Here is a 19,452-nt window from a genome sequence, read left to right as displayed (position 1 = left end):
GAGGGAATTTAATAACTCTTCAGGATTGTTTAAGGACTTTAAAGGGCGTCGACGCAGAGACTTTGCACAACGATAAGGAGAGCAAACATGAGCCCGCAATCGCTGATTTCCGACCATCCACGCCCCCTGATGCGCCCGCTGGGATCGTTGACCAGTTGGCAGGAACGTCGCGCCAAGGAACTGATGTTCAGGGACCTGAGCCGCAGCGCGCGCATCAGCGAGATCGCCGGCCTCTGCAATCTTTCGCGCAGTCATTTTTCCCGTGCGTTCAAAAAGAACACCGGGTACTCACCGCAGGAGTGGTGGCTGAGGATGAAGATCGAGAAAGCCAAAAGCCTGCTGATCACTTCGATGCCGATCACCGAAGTCGTCTACGAATGCGGGTTTTCGGACCATTCGCACTTCACCCGCACCTTCAACCGCCTCGAAGGCATGCCGCCCCGAGAGTGGCGTCGCGCCTTCGTCGCCAACCGCGCGCCCATCGCGCTTCAGTTGCCTGCCATCGAACTCGACGCTGCACTCTGGAGCGTGCACAACGCTGGGCACGCCCACCCCTCGCACGCTTGACCTGATCGAACCTGACGTTACCCGCTCCTCCCCTTTGGCCGCTGATGCGGCCTTTTTTTATCCGGCGCCAGCCGGTTCCAGCGGCAGGTCGAAACTGAGTCGGGCACCCTGCTCGCTGTCCTCGATCAGCAATGTCCCGCCATGTGCGCCGATCACCGATCTGCAGATGGCCAGGCCCATTCCCATGCCGCTGCCCTTGGTGGTGTAAAAGGCATCGAATACCTGCTCGCGCTGAGGCACGCCAATCCCCGGCCCGTTGTCCTGGAACGTCACCCGCACATGGCCGTCCCTGACGGTGGAGCTGATGACGATGCGCCCGTCCGGGACCCCGGCGCCGGCGATCGCCTCCATCGCATTGTTGATCAGGTTGTACACCACCTGCTGGATCTGCACCGAGTCGCCCCACACCTGACATTGCGCTTCGAGTCGGGTGTGCAGGGCGACGTTGCGGTTGGTCAGCTCGGTCGCCGTCAGTTGAACGACACCACTCACCAACTCGTCGATTTGCACCGGCAAGCGCTTGAGCGGCGCCTGCCTGGCCAGTGCGCGCAAGGCCTGGACAATGTCGGCGGCCCGCGTGCTGTCCGAGCGGATGTCTTCCAGGCCCTGAATCGCCTCGTCCAGATCGGGCTTTTCACGCTTGAGCCAGCGCAGGCTGGCCGAGGCATTGGACTGAATGCCAAGCAGCGGCTGACTGATCTCGTGGGCGATGGAGGCTGAAAGTTCGCCCATGACCTTGAGGTGCGAGTTGCGCGCCAGTTCGGCGCGGGAGCTGCGCAGATCCGCTTCCATCTGCGCCCGCAGGCGGTTGTCTTCCACCAATTGCGCATACAGCCGGGCGGTCTCCAGCGACACCGCTGCCTGGGAGGCAAGAATTTCCAGCATGGTCAGCCGTTCGGCACCGAACAGGCCGGGCACCAGGCTGTTTTCCAGATAGACCAGACCGATCAACGTGCCTTGTCTGAGCAGCGGCAGGCACAACATCGAGCGGGTCTGCCGCCGACGCAGATCGGCGCCATAGGCTTCGGGGCAATCGACCCGCACATCGTCGAGCACCAGGGGTGCACGAGTGCGCATCGTTGCATTGAGCACCGACGCAGGCGCCAGCGCTTCAAGCGCCTGGTCGCTGCCCAGCGCAATCATCAGATTGCCGGCTTCCATCGACGCAGCGGCCGCCAGGCGCAGGTCGCCTTCAGCGACCATCATCAGCACACCTTGGTCAGCCCCGGCCTGAACCATCAGGTGGTTCATCAAGGTCTCGACCAGCCGATCCAGCAAGACCTCCTGGGAAAGTGCCCGCGCGGCCTCGATACCCGCCTCCAGGTCCAGCCGGCCCCGGTTGATCGGTTGTGAAGGTTGCGAAGCGGGTTCCGTGCGCAGAAACGGATGGCGGTTTTCCAGTTGCCGCGCCTTGGCGCTCGCCCCCCAGAGGTCGTAGCAATCCCGGGCAAAACGCAGGTGGTGATGAGCCCCCGAGACCAGCTCATTGGACATGCAGACGTCAGCCAGTTGCTCGTGCGCCAGTGCCTGTTCGTGAACGAAACCGGCGCCCGCCGCTGCGATCTGCGATTGATCGAAGCAACGGATGGCAATCAGATCCTGACCGCGCAAGCGCGCGATCACGCCCTCGATCAACAGCAGTTTGTTGCGGAATGTCGCCGGATTGAGCGCGGCCCATGAAAGAAATCGCTGGCGTTGCTGCTCAAGCACTTGCAGCTTTCGCTCAACGTCACCCGGCACTTGCGCACTGGCCAGTGCGAGGCTGCGAAAGAGATGGTAATCGGCAAGATTGATATGCGCAGGAATGGACCAGGCCACCGTCGCGGCGTCTTCGAAACGCCGCCAGGCATACAGCGCATCGCCTGCATAAAAGGCCGACATGCCGGAATACAGCCACGACAGGAACAACGTCGACTGCGAAACACTGGCGCGATCGATGGGGCCGAAACGGTCGTGTTCCACGCCCTCCAGTTCAGACAGTGCCCGCACGGGGCGACCGTCACGCAGGTCGATGGCGAACGCCTGTTGCGCCAGCAGAATGCGTTCGATATCGACGTAATTGAACTGCCTCACCCAGGCCAGACCGTGCTCCAGTTCGTCCAGCACCTTTTGCAAGGGTTCGCCCATGAACAGCAAGTCGGAAACAATGTGATTGCAGGCATAGCAGGACATGCCCAGGTCACCCCCGGCCTGACCGCACTCGAACGCCGCGAGCGCTGTCTGCCGGGCATACGCCATCGGCCGGGTCCATGGGCTGACCTGATCGAGCGCCACCAGGGTGCCTGTGCGGCCGGCCTCATAGCCATGCAGGTCAGTCAGTTTCAGGGCGACTTGCGCAAATGCCAGTCCGTCCACGTATTCGCCGAAACGCTCGGCGATCATCACGCCAAACCAGGCAAATCCGTAGCCACTGCTTGGCGTAGTACCGTGTTCGAGCGTGAGTTCGACCATTTTCGCCAGGTGCAGCAAGCGGAGATCGTCATCGACGAAGAACGAAGGAATCAATGTGCCGAGCAGCTCCATGGCCGCCTCGATCTGCGCATCCTCAGCCTTGGGCAAATGAACCAGATCGGCGATCGCTCGCGTGCCGATCAGGTCGCGCACCTGCGCAAAGGCCCGGGTCAGATGGTCCTCGGGAGGTTTGCGTTGCAGGGTGATGCCCAGCAGCGCCAGGCCGGTCAAAGCCTCGGTGATCGCCCCTTCATAGTCGGAGTGCAGCGTGCGCAACGTGGCACGCAAGCGATAGGTTTTCGCGCGGTCCGCGTCCGTGAGCGCGTAGTTCAGGCAATCATCGAGACGTCCCCGGGCCCCCGCCAGATCCGCCAGCAGCATCGCGCACTCGGCAGCCAGCCAGGTGCTGGCGAACGCTTGCGGATAGAGGTGGGTCCAGCCGCTCTGACCGAGCAGGCGTCCGGCCGTCTGCAGATAATCCGCCGCCAGTTGCACGGCGGCCGAATCCCTCGCGCGCTCGGCAGCCTCGACCAGGACATCAATAAACGCGGCGCTGCGCGACTGCGTCAGTGCAGCATCGTCGACACGCTGAATCTGACCGGCAATCTCGAACACGCGCTCATGGGCCTGTTCGCCCCACAGGTCCAGCATGGCAGCGGCGATGCGCGCATGCTCACTGCCACGCCCCACCGGCGAAGGCAGCTGACAGGCCGCCTCGAGCACCCGGTCGTGGCCGAACACCAGTTGCGCGCCGGCGCGCAGCAGCAATCCCCCATCCACCAGACTTTGTACATCGCGCGCCAGTTGCACCGAATCGAACGGCAACACCCGGCCCAGCAGCGATTCATCACAGCGACCGCCGATGTAACCCGCCGTGCGCAGGACGTCTCGTTCGGTCAATGTCAGCCGGTCCAGTCGCTGTACCATCAACTCCGCGACGTTGTCGGCATAGCGATAGCTGTCCACATCGCTCTGGTTCCAGACCCAGCGATCCGCCGCCGCGTCGAAACGCACCAGACGCTCATCGATCAGCGCCCGCAACACCTGGCCGACGAACAGCGGATTGCCAGCCGTTTTCAAATGCACGACCTGGGCGAGCACTTCAATGCCGGCGGGATCGGTGTCCAGTTCTGCGGCCAGCAGTTGCGCGACGGCGGACACCGACAAGGCGCCCAGCGTGATGTGAATGCCGGGCAATGCCTGTTCGCCGCGCAGCACGTCGAGTATGGCGTCCTCCCGCGCAAAGGCCTTCGACCCGCTGTCCCGGTACGCCAGGATCAGTACCAGATGCCGCGGTGGCCGGGCGAAGAAAGCGCGCAGAAACGCAAGCGTCGAATCGTCCGCCCACTGCACGTCATCCACGAAAAGCACCAGCGGCCGCCCGGGCTGGGCAAACACGTCCAGCGCATCGAGCAGCGTGCGATTGACCCGCTCAAGCGCGTGCCGGGCGGGCATGTTGGGTAGTTCCGGCGTGGCACCGATCACCAGTTCGGCCTCGGGGGCCAGATCCACCAGGATCCTGCCGCGCCCCTTGAGCCGTTCAATCAGTTGCGCGCCGAGGGTTTGCAGTTCCAGTGCGGGTTTGCCCAGCAACTGAGTCATCAGCGAACGAAAGATTTCCGCCAGCGGCGCATTGGGGATTTCCTGCTGCAACAGGTTGATCTTGCCGCTGGCCCAATAGCCGGGAACCAACGGCCGCACGCCCTGATGGATCAGGGTTGACTTGCCCGCTCCCGGTGTACCGCCCACCCACAGCACGCGGGCGATACCGTCGCTGCGCACCTGGCTGATCTGTTCGAGCAGTTGTGCGCGCTCCGCCTCCCGACCAAACAGTACCGGGTCGTCAGCAACGGATGGCAGTGCATCGAAGGTGCCCAGCCTGAAAGCCTTCACATGGCCATGCTCCAGCCATTGCTGACGGCACCAGACAAGGTCAGTGGCCATCGACTCCATGCTCTGATAGCGAGCGCCCGGCTCCTTGGCCAGGCCTTTGAGCAACACGCGACAGAGGCCTTCCGGCAGGTCGGCGACATGCACGGCCGGCGATGTCGGCTGGACCGCGGCATGCACATGCCGCCAGTGCGACGGGTCACGCGCCGTCAGGGGCGGCTGGCCGGTCAAGGCGTGATAAAGAATGCTCGACAGCGCGTAGACATTGCTGCGCTCATCGAAACCGGCGCCATCGCGCCGAACCTGCTCGGGGGCCAGGTAGGGCCAGTGCTCCAGCGCAGGAAGCTCGGCGACGGCGCCCGCCTGCTCGTCGGTGTGATAACCCAGAAGGCTCACCGAATCATCGGCGCCCACCCGCAAGTGCCAGGGCAACAGATTGGACTGCCGTGCGCCGGCCTTCCCGGCATTGACCAGCGCATGGGCCGCCGCGACCGCGATGGCAAGCAAGCGGCCCGGCGGCAGGCGGGACTGACCGAGCAGATCAGACAGGGCCACGCCCGTCTCGGGATAGACCAGCAACGGCCCTTCTGCCGAACGGATGAAGGCGACCGGCCGGATGGCCCAGGCTGAATCCGGGCGCAGATGAAAGTCCCGTTCCAGACGCTTGCCCACGTCAGGACGCTGGATCGGTGCGCGGGCGGCCAGCCAGCGGAAGTCCGACCGAGGATCGTGGATGGTGAACCAGGTCAGGTCGATTTCCCGGCGCAGCAGCTCGAATGCACAGCCCTCCAGCCAGGCGTCATCCGGCACGACATCCGGGTTGCAGAGGGCTGGAGAGGAGGAAAGTCTGCCGGGCATTCGCTGTCACCGCTCATTATTCGTTTCAGGCCTGGCGCAGGAGTATACGCAAGGCTCTGGCGCAGAGGTTTCGTGGTGATGCCCATGTCCGCATCCGGCACCATCATGGCCGTCGAGCGCCTGTCCCGACCGGTTGCAGAGATTGAAAAACCACCGGCCTTATCCCTCGGGATAATTGAATTGCGCGAGGTCGTCGCCTAGCGTGTCGTCCTGATGAACCGGCGCCCTGTGCCACTCACTCGACACCACGCAGAGAACCGTATGATCCGACTCGGCCAAGCGACTATTTCCCTGGAGCGGCGTGAAGCCTTTCTTGACGGACGGCCGCTGCGCGTGGGAGGACGGGCGTTCGAACTGCTGTCGGTGTTGATGCAGGCCGATGGCCGGATCGTCAGCAAAGATGAATTGCTCACCCAGGTCTGGCCCGATACCGTCGTCGAGGAAAACAATCTTCAAGTGCAGATCTCATCGCTGCGCAAGTTATTTGGAGAGAATGAGATCATCCAGACGGTCCCGCGCCGAGGTTACCGATTATTGAAAGACAGTGCCCCTTCCCTGCCCCCGTTTCACCCGGTCGCCGCGAGCGTCCCTGCAACAGAGGTTCAGCCTGCGATTGATCCGGACAGCGTGCCGGTGTTCATCGTGGACGACGAGGCTTCCGTGCGCACGTCACTCAGCCGCCTGCTGCGGGCCGAAGGCGTGCCCCACCGGATCTTCAATTCGGCAGAAGAGCTGCTTGGCGCTGACCTCGAGGCCGGGCCGGCCTGCCTGTTGCTCGATGTCAGCCTGCCGGAGGCGACCGGTCTGCAGCTGCAGTCGACGCTCGGCGAGCGAGGACATCCATGGCCGGTCATTTTCATGACCGGTTACGGCACCATCCCGATGTCGGTACAAGCGATGAAAGCGGGCGCCGTCGAGTTTCTGACCAAGCCGTTCGACGACGACCAGTTGCTGGCCATCCTGCAAGCGACCCGCCAGCGCGCAGCGGTTGATTTCCAGCAGTGGCAGCGGGTCCAGAGCGTGCGCCAGCGAGCCGCCCTGCTGACGCCACGGGAGCGTGAAGTGTTGCCGTTGATCGTTGCGGGCCTCTCCAACAAGCACATCGCCAACAGGCTGGGCACCAGTGAAGTGACGGCCAAGGTTCATCGCAAACACATCATGGTGAAAATGCAGACGCGCTCGCTGGTCGGGCTCGTCGAGCTGTATGGCCTGATCAGCACGCCGCCACCGTCCGGCGTGCAGAACCCTTCATGAGTCAGGACACCGACACGCCCGCGCTCACTGTCAGCGCGGTTATCGTCTGCATCGTCGACGACGATGCGTCCGTACGTAAAAGCCTCGCCAACCTGCTGCGCTCCGCTGGTTACCACGCGCGGTTATACAGCGGTGGCGAGGATTTCCTGGCGCAGGAACATTTCGAGGACATTGCGTGCCTGTTGCTGGACCTGAAAATGCACGGTTTGTCAGGGATCGAGGTGATGCAGGCGCTGGCGTCCCGAGACAGGAAATTCCCGGTCATTTGCATGTCCGCCCATTGGGACGACGCCGCCCTGGCCGAGACCCGTCGCTACAACGCCTTCGCCTGCCTGGGCAAGCCGTTCTCCGGTGATGTGCTGCTCAGGGCCGTGGAGTCGGCACTCGAAAACGACAGTTGAAGCGGTCGTTCGCCGCGACCCACGACTTTGGCTGCACGCCAGACGCAAGAAGGCCTGCCAAACCGGCAGGCCTTCTTTTTTTCGCGAAACGTTATTGCTTGAGAATCAGCAGCGGCTCGCCCTTCTTGACGATGTAGGTCGCCAGTTCCGAGCCCTTCTCGCTGCCGACGTTCCTGGCGATATGCGCCACACCCGCCGGGATGAACAGTGAATCACCCGCCTTGAGCGTCACCGGCGCCTGGCCTTCGAGCCGGTACTCGAAGGTGCCGCTGATCACGTAAGCCACTTCCACACCCGGATGCGCATGGTTGGGCGACGTGACGCCCGGTTCGAAATCGACGCGAGCCTGAATCACCTCGCGATCCGCAGCACCCAGGTCCTGTCGGACCAGATCGGTACGGCTCAGGCCTTGTTGCCAGTTCTTCGCCGGGGCGGCAGATGGGGTGTCAGCCGCCTGTGCGAGGCCGGTCAGCGAAACGAGTACGGCGGCAGCGGTCATCAGAAGTGTGCGGCGCATGGTGTTGTCCTCTTGGAAGTAGTGATGTGTTGGCCACTACTTTGGCCGAGGCATGTACTCAGGATGTGTCCTGATGACGGGGTTTGTTACCCGTTTGTGTACGGCGGCGCGATGGATACACGCTTATACAAAGGGTTTGGCCAGCACCTGCGATAGCCAGCCTCTGAACGCCACGATCTTTTTCGATTCGGCCTGATCGTGGGGCGTGACGAGGTAAAAGCCGGAAGCGGATTTCAAGCGCAGATCAAACGGCGCCACCAGCCTGCCCGCGCGCAGATCGTCATCGACATAGGTCGAGCGACCGATGCACACGCCCTGCCCGTCAATCGCCGCCTGCACCGCCATCATCGCCAGGTCGAAGGTCAATCGCGGACCCTTCGCCGTCAGCGGTGGCTGGCCTGCCGCATGCAGCCAGTCGTTCCAGTCATTGGCGGTCACGCCGCTGACTTGCAGCAAAGGGTGATGGGCCAGGTCCACCGGTGTATTCAACGGCTTGTCGCCGGTCAGCAAGCGCGGGCTGCACACCGGGAAGATCTCGTCGGCCATCAACCAGTCGGCCCGAAGTCCAGGCCAATTCCCGTCGCCGTAGCGGATCGCCGCATCGATGCCGCCCTTGCGAAAGTCCACCCACTCGGTGGAGGCGCTGATCCGCACATCAATGTCCGGATGCGCTTCGCGAAACGACGGCAGACGCGGCAACAGCCATTTGGACGCCACCGACACCAGGGTGCTGATGGTCAGGACGCTGTTGTTGCTGGATTCCAGCAGCTTTTCAGTCGAGTAGCGCAATTCAAGAAACGCCGAGCGGATGCCGGGCAAGTAAGCATTGCCCTCCTCGGTCAATGCCAAACCGTCTTTCAAGCGCATGAACAGACGCACGCCGAGTTCATCCTCGAGGCGACGGATCTGATGGCTGATCGCAGTTTGCGTGACGTTCAATTCTTCGGCGGCACGGGTGAAGCTCATGTGCCGGGCGGCACATTCGAAGGCGCGCAATCCGTTGAGCGATGGCAGTCGGGGCAGCATATGACCTCTTCAGTCCATGAGAATTTGTCATACGCTAGCACTGGATATGTCCTTTGCGAAGCCGAGCGGCGATGGCGGATTCTGAGCCTCCATCTATAAGGAGATCCCATGAAACTGTACTTCGCCCCCATGACCTGTTCATTGGCGCCGCACATCGTATTGCGCGAACTGGAGCTGCCGTTCGAGCTGATCCGGGTCAACAACCAGACCAAGCAAACCGCCGACGGCCGGGACTTTCGCCAGATCAATCCCAAGGGTTACGTGGCCGCGCTGATGCTGGACAACGGTGAAGTGCTGACCGAAGGGCCGGCGATTCTGCAGTACCTCGCCGACCTCGTGCCCGGTCATGCGCTGGCCCCGGCCAATGGCAGCTGGGAGCGCTCGCGTTTGCAGGAGTACCTGAACTTCATCAGCTCGGAAATTCATGGCGGCAGCGCGCCGTTGTTCAGCAGCGAAATCCCGGAAACCACCAAAACGTTCTTCAAATACAAACTGTTCAAACGTCTGGATTACCTGAACCGCCTCCTCGCCACCCAGCCGTTTCTGATGCAGGCCTTCGGCGTAGCGGATGCCTATCTGTTCACGGTGCTGAAGTGGTTGCCGACATTCAGTATCGCCATCGAAGACTGGCCAGCGCTGGCGAGCTACATATCGCGCATCGCCGAGCGACCCAGTGTGCGGGCGGCCATCGCGGCAGAGGAAGCCACGCAACCGGTCCTCTGACGCGACCGATTGCGCTGAGCGCCCTCAAATGGGCCGGCGCGCAGTCAGGCGCCCGACTCCGGATCACTTGCCGGCAGGCCCCGCGCTTCTCGGTCCTCATCATCCTTGGTGATGCTCTGCGGGTCGGCGTCGGCGCTTCCTGAGCGGTTGCCGTCCTGCGGATGCTCAGAACCCAACGAATTGTTGGCCGCCACATCGCTCATGTCTTCTTCCAGTGGCGCTTCATCGTCCGGCGGCAAGGGGACTGGCGACTCGTCTTTGCGCGGATCATGGCCGGTTTCGTTGTCGGTCGTGCGGGTCACAGCCTGCTGTGACTGGTTACCGGGTGCATTTTCATCAATGTCCATGAGGTTCTCCGTTCTGGTGCGCAATGTTCGTACCTGAAGGTGTGAAACGAGTGAGTGGTGGTTAGTGCCCGGCATTGGACGAATGGCACCCCGGTTGCCGAATGCCCCAGCGCTTCTATAGTGAAGGGGTTCAAGCCTTCCTTCCGTCGAGCGCCCCATGGCCAGCACCGATCAACTGATCATCTGCGAGCATTGCGACTGCGTGTACGAAAAAGTCGTGCTGGCCAGACACCAGAAGACCCTCTGCGTGCGTTGCGGCGCCGTGCTCCAGCGCTACAACAACCTGAGCGTGGAGCAACGGCTGGCCCTGAGCTTCACCGCGGCGATGCTGTGGCTGTTCGCCAATTTCTACCCGGTGATGAGCATCAGCATGAAGGGCCTGAAAAACAGCGCGACCCTCTGGGATTCAGTGTTGGCCCTGAGTCAGGGGCCGATCACCTTCATGGCGATGGTCGCGGCGATCTCGATCATCATCGCCCCGGCCTTCCAGTTGGTGCTGTTGATCTGGGTCCTGAGCTTCGCCCTCGCTTCGCGCCGCTCGCCGGGGTTCAAGCTGTGCATGCGCTGGCTCGAAACGCTGCGGCCGTGGAGCATGCTCGAAGTCTGCCTGCTCGGTGCCATGGTCGCGGTGTTCAAACTGGCGGGCATGCTCGACGTCATTCCCGGCATCGGCCTGTTTGCCCTGGCCGTGCTCAGCCTGTTGCTGATCCGCATCGCCGGGCGCGATGTGCGCGAACTGTGGGACATCCTATGAAACGACCACCGACTGCCAGCGAACTCAACCTGTGCCTGTGCCACAGCTGCGGACTGGCCTGCGACATGACCGGCGAACCGCACCAATGCCCGCGCTGCGACGCGCCGCTACACCGGCGCAAGACCAACTCGCTGACCCGCACCTGGGCCTACATGTTCGCCGCGCTGGCGTTTTACGTGCCGGCCAATCTGCTGCCGGTGATGAACACCACCCTGCTCGGCAGCGGCGCCGACAGCACCATCATGAGCGGCGTGCTGGAGTTCTGGGAACACGGTGCGTGGGACATCGCCGTCATCATCTTCGTCGCCAGCATCGCCGTACCGGGGGTGAAATTCGTGGCGCTGACCTTGCTGCTGGTCACCGTGCAACGGGACAGCCATTGGGCGCGCAAGGAGCGTTCGAAGCTGTACCGCTTCGTCGAGCTGATCGGCTATTGGTCGATGCTCGATGTACTGGTGGTTGCGCTGGTGGCTGCACTGGTGAAATTCCAGGCGCTGGGGGACATCGAGCCGCGCGTAGGGATTCTGTTCTTCGGCCTTGTGGTGGTGTTCACCATGCTTTCGGCGATGAGTTTCGACCCACGGCTGATCTGGGATAACGCGCCGGACGAAGAAACAGAGAAACCCCGGCACTCGACTGAACAAGTGCCGGGGCATCAAGCGGTTTAAATCAGATCGGATCAGATCTGCGCAGTACCGCCGTCAACGAACAACTCGATGCCGTTGACGAAGCTGCTGTCATCCGAGGCCAGGAACAACGCAGCCTTGGCAATCTCGCTCGGCTCGCCCAGACGCCCGATCGGCACGATAGACGCCAGTTGATCGAACAGCCCCTGGGTGTGTTCCGCTGGCACCAGCCCTGCCAGACCTGGCGTGCGCACCGGGCCAGGGCTGATGGCGTTGACGCGGATGCGCCGTGGTTTCAAGTCCAGCAACCATGACCGAGCGAAGTTGCGCACCGCCGCTTTGCTCGCGCTGTAGACGCTGAAGTTCTCCGTGCCCTGCACCGAGGTGGTCGACGAGGTCAGCAGAATCGAGGCGCCATCGCGCAGCAGCGGCAAGGCCTTCTGCACGGTAAACAGCGTGCCCTTCACGTTGGCGTCGAAAATCCGGTCGAAGTGCTCTTCGGTGATCGCGCCCAGCGGCAGCATGTCCCCGCCGCCGGCGTTGGCGAACAGGATGTCGAGGTGCCCGGCCTTGGCGGAAATCTCGCTGTAGATGCGATCCAGATCCTCCAGCTTCGCCACATCGCCCTGGATGCCGATGGCACGCGGGCCGATGGCGGCGACCGCTTTGTCCAGTTCGGCCTGACGGCGGCCGGTGATAAATACCGTGGCGCCCTGGGCGACGAATTCCTGCGCCGAGGCCAGGCCGATGCCGGTGGTGCCGCCAGTGATCAGTGCGATTTTGCCTTCAAGTCTGTTGCTCATGATGAATCTCCAGTAACCGTTTCGAGGTAAGTGACGGGTCGTAGGTGAGCCGTTGGAAGCGACTTTAGGCCGATCGATTGAATTGAAAAATCCGCAAAATCGGTTTTTTTTGTGCACAGACATGCACAATACTCAACCGCATCTACCCCACCGAGCCCGAATCGATGAATCAGTTAATGGCGATCCGCACCTTCGCCCGCGTCGTGGAAAGCGGTTCGTTCACCAAAGCCGCCGACTCGCTGAACCTGCCGAAAACCACGGTCAGCAAACTGATCGGCCAACTGGAAAACCACCTCGGCGTACGCCTGCTGCAACGCACCACCCGCCGCCTCACCGTGACGGCCGACGGCGCCTCTTATTACCAGTTGACACAACAACTGCTGCATCAACTGGACGACATCGATCAGGGCTTCAGCCAGGCTCAGGGGCTGCCGCGCGGCAAGATCCGCGTAGACATCGGCGGCTCGACCGCGACGATGCTGGTGATCCCCGAACTGCCGAAGTTCTTCGAACGCTATCCGGACATCCAGGTTGATCTGGGCGTCAGCGACCGCCCGGTGGACCTGATCAGTGAACGGGTGGACTGCGTGATTCGCGGCGGCCCGCTGACCGAACAAACCCTGGCCGTGCGCCGCCTCGGCGAAGTGTCGTGGACCACCTGCGCCACGCCCGATTATCTGCAACGCCACGGCACCCCGAGCCACCCGCTCGACCTGGCCAGCCATCAGCTGATCGCCTACCGCTCGGCCTCCACCGGGCGCATCCTGCCGTCGAACTTCCAGCGCAACGGCGAACGCCATCAGATCGAAGGCAAAGGCCTGATCAGCGTCAACGAGAGCAACGCGCACCTGGCGGCCGGGCTCGCCGGGCTGGGGATCATCCACACCTTCAGCTACACGGTCAGGACAGCCATCGAGCGCGGCGAACTGGTGCCGGTCCTCGAAGATTGGCGTCCGCCGGTGTATCCGTTTCATGTGCTGTACCCGCCGAACCGGCATTTGAGCAACCGGGTGCGGGTGTTCATTGATTGGCTGGTGGAGCGGTTTGCGCAGGTCGATTGAGGTGCTGCGGGAGCATTGCTGACTTTTACGCAAAACACCTTTGACCCAGGGCCGGTTCTTCTCATGCCCGTTGCCACCGATACTGGCGGCCATTGACAGTCATGGGAAACCGCACAATGCAAACCGATTACGCTGCCTGGGCCTGGACGTCCGGCCAAGGGCTGGATGGCCTGACACTGACCCGCAAACCCCTCGTGCAACCCGGCCCCGGCCAAGTGCTGGTGGCCAACCGCGCCATCGCCTTGAACCCGGTGGACTGGAAGATCATCGAGTGGGGCCACTCCGCGTGGCACACCGGCCGTGTGCCGGGTGTCGACGGCATGGGCGTGGTGGTCGCAGCCGGCGCCGGCGTGACACTACAACCCGGCAGTCGCGTGGCGTATCACCAATCACTGGCGAACGATGGCAGCTTCGCCGAGTACTGCCTGCTGGACGCCGCCACCGTGCTGTCGGTGCCTGCCGCGCTCGATGATGCCGCGGCGGCGTCACTGCCCTGCCCCGGACTGACCGCGTGGCAAGCCGTGGAAAAAGTCCCCGCGAATGGCGCAGCCGATGTGCTGGTGATCGGCGCCGGCGGCGCGGTCGGCCTGCTGCTGGTGCAACTGGCGGTACAACGCGGATGGCGGGTCTGGGCGACCGCGTCCGGCGCGCATCATGCAAAGCTCAAGGCCCTGGGCGCAGTCGGCGTATTCGATTACCGCGAACCGGACTGGCAAAGCGCACTCGCAGCCAGCCTCGGCGAACGTCGTTTGCACGCCGTATTCGACACGGTCAGCGGCGCTCACGCGGCGAAAATGGCCGACCTGCTGGGCTACAACGGCCATCTGGTGTGCATTCAGGATCGTCAGGAAAGCGCGCCGCTGCCGGCGTTCACCAGCGCGATTTCGCTGCATGAAGTGGCATTGAACAGCTTCCACGTCCACGCCAGCCTGCACGATCGCCAGACCTTGCGCCGCAACGGCGAGCACCTGCTGCAAGCCTTGCTGGACGGCAGCCTGATCGGCCCGGCGCTGCAGATGTTCAACTTCGATGAATTGCCCCAGGCCTTGCGCGCCCTGAAGGACGGCGCGGGTGGCGGGAAATGGGTGACGCGTCTGCCCGTCGTTTGAATTGCGTCAGTCGAGGCCTTCCCCAACGCCTTGACTGACCTCTCGGGTCAGACAATCAATCAGCGCCCGCGCCGAAGCCGACAGCTGCCGGTGCGGCGGATAGATCACCGAGAACGGTCGGGAGCGCCCGCCCGACTGTTCAAGCAGGCGCACCAGTCGCCCGCTCTCGATCCGCTCGCGGACGATGAAGTCATAGGTCTGGCAGATGCCCAGCCCCTGCTCCGCCAGTGACACAATCCCCAGCACATCGTCGGACACCTGAATATTGGCGCTGGGCAGCCATTCGCGGTCTTCGCCCTGCTCACGGAACAGCCACGGCCCGACGCGCCCGGTGCTGGGCATCACGAACGGCAGGCACGCATGCCGCTGCAAATCGTCGACGCGCTGCGGTGTTCCGGCCCGTCGCAGATATTCCGGCGCGGCCACCACACATAAACCGGCGTCCTCCAGCTTGCGCCCGATCAGCCCGCTGTCCGGCAACGCGCCCAGCCGAATAGCCAGGTCGAAGCCTTCGGCTACCAAATCGACGTTGCGATTGCTGATGCTCAACTCAACGCGCACTTGCGGATGTTGCCGGGTGAAACGGCCGAGCATGGCAGGCAAACGATAGTGGCCGTAAGTGGTCGGCACGCTGAGGCGCACGCGGCCGCTGAGTTCGCCGTCCTGTCCCTGGATCGTGCGCTCGGCGTCGTCGATCAGGCCGAACGCCGCCCGGGATTGCTCCAGGTACAACACCCCGGCATCGGTCAGACTCAAACGCCGCGTGGTGCGCCGCAGCAACTGCACACCCAGGCGCGCCTCCAGCCGCGAAATCGCCCGGCTGACCACCGACGGCGTGGTTGCGAGAAACACTGCACCGGCGCTCAGCGAACCCTTCTCCACCACCGTGACGAACACTTCGACGTCGGCCAGATAATCGAATCGGCGACTCATCTTGATCTCCAGAGAACAAATGCTTTGCTGTGGCGCGAGTTTATCGCCGCGATGAGCATCAATACAGTGAGCCGTACTTTCCTTCATCTTCTGGAATCGCCATGCGCTCAATTACACGTCTTGCTTTCGCCTTGTCTCTCTCCGTTGCCGCGTTGAACGCCCATGCGGCCAATGTGCTGGTGGTGCTGTCGGACTCCGATCATCTCGATCTAAAGGACGGCAAGGTCTTCAGCACCGGTTTCTACCTCAACGAACTGATGCAACCGGTCAAGCTGCTGCTCGATGCCGGCCACACCGTGACCTTCGCCACCCCGACCGGCAAGGCGCCGACGCTGGATCGCTCCTCCGACGACAAGATGTATTTCAACAATGACGTGGCAGCACTGCAGACCCACAAGGCGCTGCTGGAACAACTGAAGATCACCTCGCCCGATGGATCGCCGGTCATCAGCCTGTCGCGGGTGGAGCAAGTCGGCTACGAGCATTTCGATGCCGTCTACATTCCGGGTGGCCACGCACCGATGCAGGATCTGCTGCACAGCCAGGCGCTGGGCAAACTGCTGAACAACTTCCATCAAACAGGCAAAACCACAGCGCTGGTGTGCCACGGCCCGATTGCACTGCTGTCGACCCTGACGGATCCGACCGCATTCACCCGCCAGCTGGAAACCGGCAAAGCCAAGACGGCAAACAACTGGACGTATGCCGGCTATAAGTTCACGGTCATCAGCAATCAGGAAGAAGAAATCGCCAAAGGCCTGTTGAACGGCGGCGCGATGAAGTTCTATCCGCAGACTGCGCTGGAAAAGGCCGGCGGCGTTTTCAGTAGCAATTCGGCGCCGTGGGCCAGCCATGTGGTGGTTGATCGCGAACTGGTCACCGGGCAAAACCCGGCGTCGGCCCTGGCCGTGGGCAAGACCCTCGTTGACCGCTTGAAGTGATCTCGGCGCCCTCGCACTTTCACCGTTTCGTCTAACCTGACGTTGCACCCGACGATGATTGCCCATCGACGGGTGCATCGACCTTGATGCCCACGAAACGGAGAATTCCATGCTCAAGCGAACCCTGGCACTGACCGCTGGTTTGGCCCTGTCCCTGTCCGCCGTGCTGGCGCAAGCTGCGGAGGTGTTGAAGGTCAGCGCGATTCCCGATGAAGCCCCGACCGAGCTGCTGCGCAAGTTCGAGCCGCTGGGCAAGTACCTGCAACAGCAATTGGGCATGGACGTGCAGTTCGTCCCCGTGGCGGATTACCCGGCGGTGGTTGAAGCGCTGGCCACCGACCGTCTCGACCTGGCGTGGCTCGGCGGTTTCACCTTCGTTCAGGCGCGGCTGAAAACCGGCAACGCCATTCCACTCGTGCAGCGCGAACAAGACGCGCAGTTCACCAGCAAATTCATCACCGCCGACCCGAACGTCAAAAGCCTTGCCGACCTCAAGGGCAAGACCTTCGCCTTCGGCTCAGTGTCGTCCACCTCCGGCAGCCTGATGCCGCGTTATTTCATGCTCAAGGACGGCATCAAACCGGAAAGCTATTTCAGCCGCGTCGGCTACTCCGGCGCCCACGACGCCACCGTCGCCTGGGTGCAGGCCGGCAAGGTCGACGCCGGTGTGCTGAACGCCAGCGTCTGGCAAAAACTGGTGGACGCCGGCAAGGTCGACACCAACAAGGTCAAGGTCTTCGCCACCACCCCGGCCTACTTCGATTACAACTGGACCGTGCGCGGCACCCTCGACCCGGCGCTGGCGGCGAAGATCAAAAAAGCCTTCCTCGACCTTGACCCGGCCAACCCCGAGCACAAGAAAATCCTCGACCTGCAAGCCGCCAGCCGTTTCATCGAAACCAGCCCGGACAATTACAAAGGCATCGAGGAAGCCGCCCGCGCCGCCGACTTGCTGAAATGACGCTGCGCCTCAAACAGGGTTTTCTGCACCACACCAATGGCGTGGAAGCCCTGCGCGGCGTGGATTTGCAGATCGAAGCCGGCGAGCAGGTGGCGATCATCGGCCCGTCCGGCGCCGGCAAATCCAGCCTGCTGAATATGCTGGCAACCGCGATTCGGCCCAGCAGCGGCGACATCGAAGTCCTGGGCGAGCGCGCCTGGCACTTGTCCGCCCGCCAACGGCAACGCCTGCGTGCGCGCATCGGTCTGGTGCATCAGGCGCCTCCGCTGCCGCCCCGGCAACGGGTGGTGACGGCGGTGCTGGCCGGCAAACTCGGCCAATGGAGCCTGGGCAAAAGCCTGATCAATCTGCTGCACCCGCTCGACGTGCCCGGCGCTCGCGCCGCCCTGGCAAAACTGGATCTGGCCGACAAACTCTTCAGCCAGTGCCAGCAACTGTCCGGCGGGCAATTGCAGCGGGTCGGCATCGCCCGCGTGCTGTACCAGGCGCCGGAAGTGTTGCTGGCGGATGAGCCGGTCTCGGCGATGGACCCGGTGCTGGCCGGGCACACGCTGTCGATCCTGTCGCGCCATGCTCGCGAGCACAACGTCACGCTGGTGGCGAGCCTGCACGCGGTGGAACTGGCGCTGTCGCACTTCCCGCGCATCGTCGGTTTGCGCGAGGGCCGGATCCTGTTCGACTGCCCGTCCGCGCAAGTCAGCCGCGACATGCTCGACACCCTCTACGCCAACGAACAACTGCAATCCCCGGCGCCCGCCGTCACCCCGCTGATTGTGCAGATTCCGCGATGCTGAGCGCCGACAACCGCGACCCCGCCGCGCTGCCCCGGTTGCTGCTGACCGGGCTGGCGATTGCCTTGCTGTGGCCCGCCATTCAGCTCAGCGAACTGGATCTGGGCGTGCTGTTTCATGCCGACAGCCAGAGTGAAATGGGCCGCTTCGTGTCGATGTTCTGGCCACCGGCCCATGATCGCGAGTTTCTGCAATTACTGCTCAAAGCCACGCTGCAAACCCTGGCCATCGCCACCGCCGGCATGGCCCTGGCGCTGTTGTTGGCAGTGCCGGCCAGCCTGCTCGCCAGCCGCGCCCTGTCGCTGACCGCCGCCTCCCGCAGCGGCCGCCCGAGCCTGTTGGGACGACTGCTGCGCTGGCCGGTGCGCGGGCTGCTGATCTTCCTGCGCAGCGTGCCGGAAATCGTCTGGGCGCTGCTGTTCGTGCGCGCCGTCGGCCTCGGCCCGGCGGCGGGCGTGCTGGCCATCGCGATCACCTACAGCGGCATGCTCGGCAAGGTCTACGCCGAAATCTACGAATCCACCGACCAACGCCCGGCCCACGCCCTGCTCCAGGCCGGCAGCGGCCGCCTCGCCAGCTTCGCCTACGGCGTACTGCCCAACGTCGCGGCGGAACTGCTCTCCTACACCGTCTACCGCTGGGAATGCGCCATCCGCGCCTCGGTGGTCATGGGCTTCGTCGGCGCCGGCGGCCTCGGCCAACAGATCGACCTGTCGATCCGCATGTTCGCCGGCGGCGAAGTCGCGAGCATGCTCCTGACCTTCCTCCTCCTCGTCCTCGGCGCCGACCAACTCAGCCGCCTGCTGCGCTGGAGACTGGCATGAAACGCCTGATCAATTTGGTGCTGATTCTTGCCATTGTTGCGGCCGTCATTGCCTCGTTTGCCTACCTGGGCCTTGATCTTGAAGAACTCGGCAGTCCTACGAGCCTGAAACAGATGGGCTTGTATGTGGGGCGCTTTCTCAGCCCGGACCTCAGCGCCGATTACCTGACAGCCATCCTGCGCGGATCGATGGAAACCCTCGCCATGTCCGCCCTCGGCACCCTGCTCGCTGCCGTGCTGGGCTTGTTGTTGGCGCTCCCCGCCGCAGGCCGATTTGGCTGGTTTTTTCAGAGTGCCGCGCGCCTGCTGCTCAATGCACTGCGCGCGATTCCGGAACTGGTATGGGCTGCGTTGATGGTGCTGGCGGCTGGGCTTGGGCCGAATGCCGGGACACTGGCACTGGCCCTGCACACCACGGGCGTGTTGGGGCGGTTGTTTGCTGAGGCGCTGGAAAACACGCCTCCGGAACCGGCGGATGCAATTCGGTTGCAGGGAGGGAATCCGGTTTTGGCGTTCTGCTACGGCACGCTGCCGAACCTGGCGCCGCAGTTGCTGGCGTACTGTTTGTATCGGTGGGAGAACAATATCCGGATGGCCAGTGTGCTGGGGTTTGTCG

The 19,452-nt window shown here is 63.1% G+C and carries 18 protein-coding genes and 1 pseudogene; 13 read left to right on the top strand and 6 right to left on the bottom strand.

The genetic code is table 11. The annotated features are described in order from the left end of the window. Nucleotides 1–87 precede the first annotated feature (87 nt). On the top strand, nucleotides 88–567 hold the full coding sequence (locus AC07Y2_RS21700) for a helix-turn-helix domain-containing protein (protein ID WP_103386848.1): 480 nt from the start codon (nucleotides 88–90) through the stop codon (nucleotides 565–567). 57 nt (nucleotides 568–624) lie between these two features. On the opposite strand, the gene AC07Y2_RS21695 is transcribed toward AC07Y2_RS21700, so the two are convergent. Then, nucleotides 625–5,766 carry a trifunctional serine/threonine-protein kinase/ATP-binding protein/sensor histidine kinase gene (locus AC07Y2_RS21695; RefSeq protein WP_256587051.1) on the bottom strand — a complete coding sequence of 1,714 codons (5,142 nt, stop codon included), beginning with the start codon at nucleotides 5,764–5,766 and terminating at the stop codon, nucleotides 625–627. A gap of 261 nt (nucleotides 5,767–6,027) precedes the next feature. Here AC07Y2_RS21695 and AC07Y2_RS21690 point away from each other — a divergent pair, with 261 nt between their 5' ends. Next, the gene (locus tag AC07Y2_RS21690; RefSeq protein WP_074690853.1) at nucleotides 6,028–7,020 is read left to right on the top strand and encodes a response regulator; all 993 of its coding nucleotides are present in this window, start codon (nucleotides 6,028–6,030) and stop codon (nucleotides 7,018–7,020) included. Then, nucleotides 7,017–7,421: a response regulator transcription factor gene (locus tag AC07Y2_RS21685; RefSeq protein WP_052266604.1), complete on the top strand. Its 405-nt coding sequence runs from the start codon at nucleotides 7,017–7,019 to the stop codon at nucleotides 7,419–7,421. Before AC07Y2_RS21690 ends, AC07Y2_RS21685 begins: the two co-directional genes overlap by 4 nt. A gap of 91 nt (nucleotides 7,422–7,512) precedes the next feature. Here the strand turns inward: AC07Y2_RS21685 and AC07Y2_RS21680 are convergent, their stop codons facing one another. Both AC07Y2_RS21680 and AC07Y2_RS21675 read right to left on the bottom strand, forming a co-directional pair. Further along, nucleotides 7,513–7,938: a cupin domain-containing protein gene (locus AC07Y2_RS21680; RefSeq protein WP_103386847.1), complete on the bottom strand. Its 426-nt coding sequence runs from the start codon at nucleotides 7,936–7,938 to the stop codon at nucleotides 7,513–7,515. Nucleotides 7,939–8,061: 123 nt separating this feature from the next. Next, the gene (locus AC07Y2_RS21675; protein WP_103386846.1) at nucleotides 8,062–8,964 is read right to left on the bottom strand and encodes a transcriptional regulator GcvA; all 903 of its coding nucleotides are present in this window, start codon (nucleotides 8,962–8,964) and stop codon (nucleotides 8,062–8,064) included. Between the two features lie 108 nt (nucleotides 8,965–9,072). Between AC07Y2_RS21675 and gstA the strand changes: the two genes are divergently transcribed. Then, complete coding sequence (gene gstA, locus AC07Y2_RS21670) at nucleotides 9,073–9,687, top strand: glutathione transferase GstA (protein WP_039772135.1); 615 nt, start codon at nucleotides 9,073–9,075, stop codon at nucleotides 9,685–9,687. Nucleotides 9,688–9,842: 155 nt separating this feature from the next. Here the strand turns inward: gstA and AC07Y2_RS21665 are convergent. After that, nucleotides 9,843–10,034, bottom strand: a pseudogene (locus AC07Y2_RS21665) (hypothetical protein); the annotation flags it as partial. Between the two features lie 157 nt (nucleotides 10,035–10,191). Between AC07Y2_RS21665 and AC07Y2_RS21660 the strand changes: the two are divergent. Both AC07Y2_RS21660 and AC07Y2_RS21655 read left to right on the top strand, forming a co-directional pair. Next, nucleotides 10,192–10,788 (top strand): paraquat-inducible protein A, encoded by a 597-nt coding sequence (locus tag AC07Y2_RS21660; protein WP_085667158.1) that lies wholly within the window; start codon nucleotides 10,192–10,194, stop codon nucleotides 10,786–10,788. Continuing rightward, nucleotides 10,785–11,456, top strand: coding sequence for a paraquat-inducible protein A (locus AC07Y2_RS21655; protein WP_064381884.1), 672 nt, complete (start codon nucleotides 10,785–10,787; stop codon nucleotides 11,454–11,456). Before AC07Y2_RS21660 ends, AC07Y2_RS21655 begins: the two co-directional genes overlap by 4 nt. 11 nt (nucleotides 11,457–11,467) lie before the next feature. Here the strand turns inward: AC07Y2_RS21655 and AC07Y2_RS21650 are convergent, their stop codons facing one another. After that, entirely contained in the window at nucleotides 11,468–12,217 is a 750-nt protein-coding gene (locus AC07Y2_RS21650; protein ID WP_085611803.1) for an SDR family NAD(P)-dependent oxidoreductase, read from the bottom strand. 164 nt (nucleotides 12,218–12,381) lie between these two features. On the opposite strand from AC07Y2_RS21650, the gene AC07Y2_RS21645 reads away from it, so the two are divergent. After that, the gene (locus tag AC07Y2_RS21645; protein WP_103386844.1) at nucleotides 12,382–13,278 is read left to right on the top strand and encodes a LysR family transcriptional regulator; all 897 of its coding nucleotides are present in this window, start codon (nucleotides 12,382–12,384) and stop codon (nucleotides 13,276–13,278) included. 116 nt (nucleotides 13,279–13,394) lie between these two features. Next, nucleotides 13,395–14,387 (top strand): zinc-binding dehydrogenase, encoded by a 993-nt coding sequence (locus tag AC07Y2_RS21640; protein ID WP_103386843.1) that lies wholly within the window; start codon nucleotides 13,395–13,397, stop codon nucleotides 14,385–14,387. Between the two features lie 6 nt (nucleotides 14,388–14,393). On the opposite strand, the gene AC07Y2_RS21635 is transcribed toward AC07Y2_RS21640, so the two are convergent. After that, nucleotides 14,394–15,320, bottom strand: coding sequence for a LysR family transcriptional regulator (locus AC07Y2_RS21635; RefSeq protein ID WP_103386842.1), 927 nt, complete (start codon nucleotides 15,318–15,320; stop codon nucleotides 14,394–14,396). 101 nt (nucleotides 15,321–15,421) lie between these two features. Here AC07Y2_RS21635 and AC07Y2_RS21630 point away from each other — a divergent pair, with 101 nt between their 5' ends. The 5 genes from AC07Y2_RS21630 to AC07Y2_RS21610 form a co-directional block, all read left to right on the top strand. Continuing rightward, nucleotides 15,422–16,261, top strand: coding sequence for a type 1 glutamine amidotransferase domain-containing protein (locus AC07Y2_RS21630; protein WP_103386841.1), 840 nt, complete (start codon nucleotides 15,422–15,424; stop codon nucleotides 16,259–16,261). A gap of 109 nt (nucleotides 16,262–16,370) precedes the next feature. After that, a complete protein-coding gene (locus AC07Y2_RS21625; protein ID WP_007955223.1) occupies nucleotides 16,371–17,222 on the top strand; it encodes a putative selenate ABC transporter substrate-binding protein in 852 nt (283 codons plus the stop codon). Further along, a complete protein-coding gene (locus AC07Y2_RS21620) occupies nucleotides 17,219–18,016 on the top strand; it encodes a phosphonate ABC transporter ATP-binding protein (protein ID WP_103386840.1) in 798 nt (265 codons plus the stop codon). Before AC07Y2_RS21625 ends, AC07Y2_RS21620 begins: the two co-directional genes overlap by 4 nt. Next, nucleotides 18,010–18,837, top strand: a complete 828-nt coding sequence (locus AC07Y2_RS21615) for a PhnE/PtxC family ABC transporter permease (protein WP_103386839.1) — start codon at nucleotides 18,010–18,012, stop codon at nucleotides 18,835–18,837. The genes AC07Y2_RS21620 and AC07Y2_RS21615 overlap by 7 nt, the downstream gene beginning before the upstream one ends. Beyond that, nucleotides 18,834–19,452: ABC transporter permease subunit (locus AC07Y2_RS21610; RefSeq protein ID WP_103386838.1), on the top strand; the 619-nt coding region annotated here is incomplete at its 3' end. The genes AC07Y2_RS21615 and AC07Y2_RS21610, both read left to right, overlap by 4 nt.

The organism is Pseudomonas sp. GW456-12-1-14-TSB6, assembly GCF_059424205.1.
Note: the sequence above shows the minus strand (reverse complement) of the source record. Positions and strands in the feature narration are given on the sequence as shown.

Excerpts from the sequence above, each read along its gene's own strand:
- AC07Y2_RS21700 (WP_103386848.1), top strand. The coding sequence starts at position 88 with ATGAGCCCGCAATCGCTGATTTCCGACCATCCACGCCCCCTGATGCGC.
- AC07Y2_RS21695 (WP_256587051.1), bottom strand. The coding sequence starts at position 5,766 with ATGCCCGGCAGACTTTCCTCCTCTCCAGCCCTCTGCAACCCGGATGTC.
- AC07Y2_RS21690 (WP_074690853.1), top strand. The coding sequence starts at position 6,028 with ATGATCCGACTCGGCCAAGCGACTATTTCCCTGGAGCGGCGTGAAGCC.
- AC07Y2_RS21685 (WP_052266604.1), top strand. The coding sequence starts at position 7,017 with ATGAGTCAGGACACCGACACGCCCGCGCTCACTGTCAGCGCGGTTATC.
- AC07Y2_RS21680 (WP_103386847.1), bottom strand. The coding sequence starts at position 7,938 with ATGCGCCGCACACTTCTGATGACCGCTGCCGCCGTACTCGTTTCGCTG.
- AC07Y2_RS21675 (WP_103386846.1), bottom strand. The coding sequence starts at position 8,964 with ATGCTGCCCCGACTGCCATCGCTCAACGGATTGCGCGCCTTCGAATGT.
- gstA (WP_039772135.1), top strand. The coding sequence starts at position 9,073 with ATGAAACTGTACTTCGCCCCCATGACCTGTTCATTGGCGCCGCACATC.
- AC07Y2_RS21660 (WP_085667158.1), top strand. The coding sequence starts at position 10,192 with ATGGCCAGCACCGATCAACTGATCATCTGCGAGCATTGCGACTGCGTG.
- AC07Y2_RS21655 (WP_064381884.1), top strand. The coding sequence starts at position 10,785 with ATGAAACGACCACCGACTGCCAGCGAACTCAACCTGTGCCTGTGCCAC.
- AC07Y2_RS21650 (WP_085611803.1), bottom strand. The coding sequence starts at position 12,217 with ATGAGCAACAGACTTGAAGGCAAAATCGCACTGATCACTGGCGGCACC.
- AC07Y2_RS21645 (WP_103386844.1), top strand. The coding sequence starts at position 12,382 with ATGAATCAGTTAATGGCGATCCGCACCTTCGCCCGCGTCGTGGAAAGC.
- AC07Y2_RS21640 (WP_103386843.1), top strand. The coding sequence starts at position 13,395 with ATGCAAACCGATTACGCTGCCTGGGCCTGGACGTCCGGCCAAGGGCTG.
- AC07Y2_RS21635 (WP_103386842.1), bottom strand. The coding sequence starts at position 15,320 with ATGAGTCGCCGATTCGATTATCTGGCCGACGTCGAAGTGTTCGTCACG.
- AC07Y2_RS21630 (WP_103386841.1), top strand. The coding sequence starts at position 15,422 with ATGCGCTCAATTACACGTCTTGCTTTCGCCTTGTCTCTCTCCGTTGCC.
- AC07Y2_RS21625 (WP_007955223.1), top strand. The coding sequence starts at position 16,371 with ATGCTCAAGCGAACCCTGGCACTGACCGCTGGTTTGGCCCTGTCCCTG.
- AC07Y2_RS21620 (WP_103386840.1), top strand. The coding sequence starts at position 17,219 with ATGACGCTGCGCCTCAAACAGGGTTTTCTGCACCACACCAATGGCGTG.
- AC07Y2_RS21615 (WP_103386839.1), top strand. The coding sequence starts at position 18,010 with ATGCTGAGCGCCGACAACCGCGACCCCGCCGCGCTGCCCCGGTTGCTG.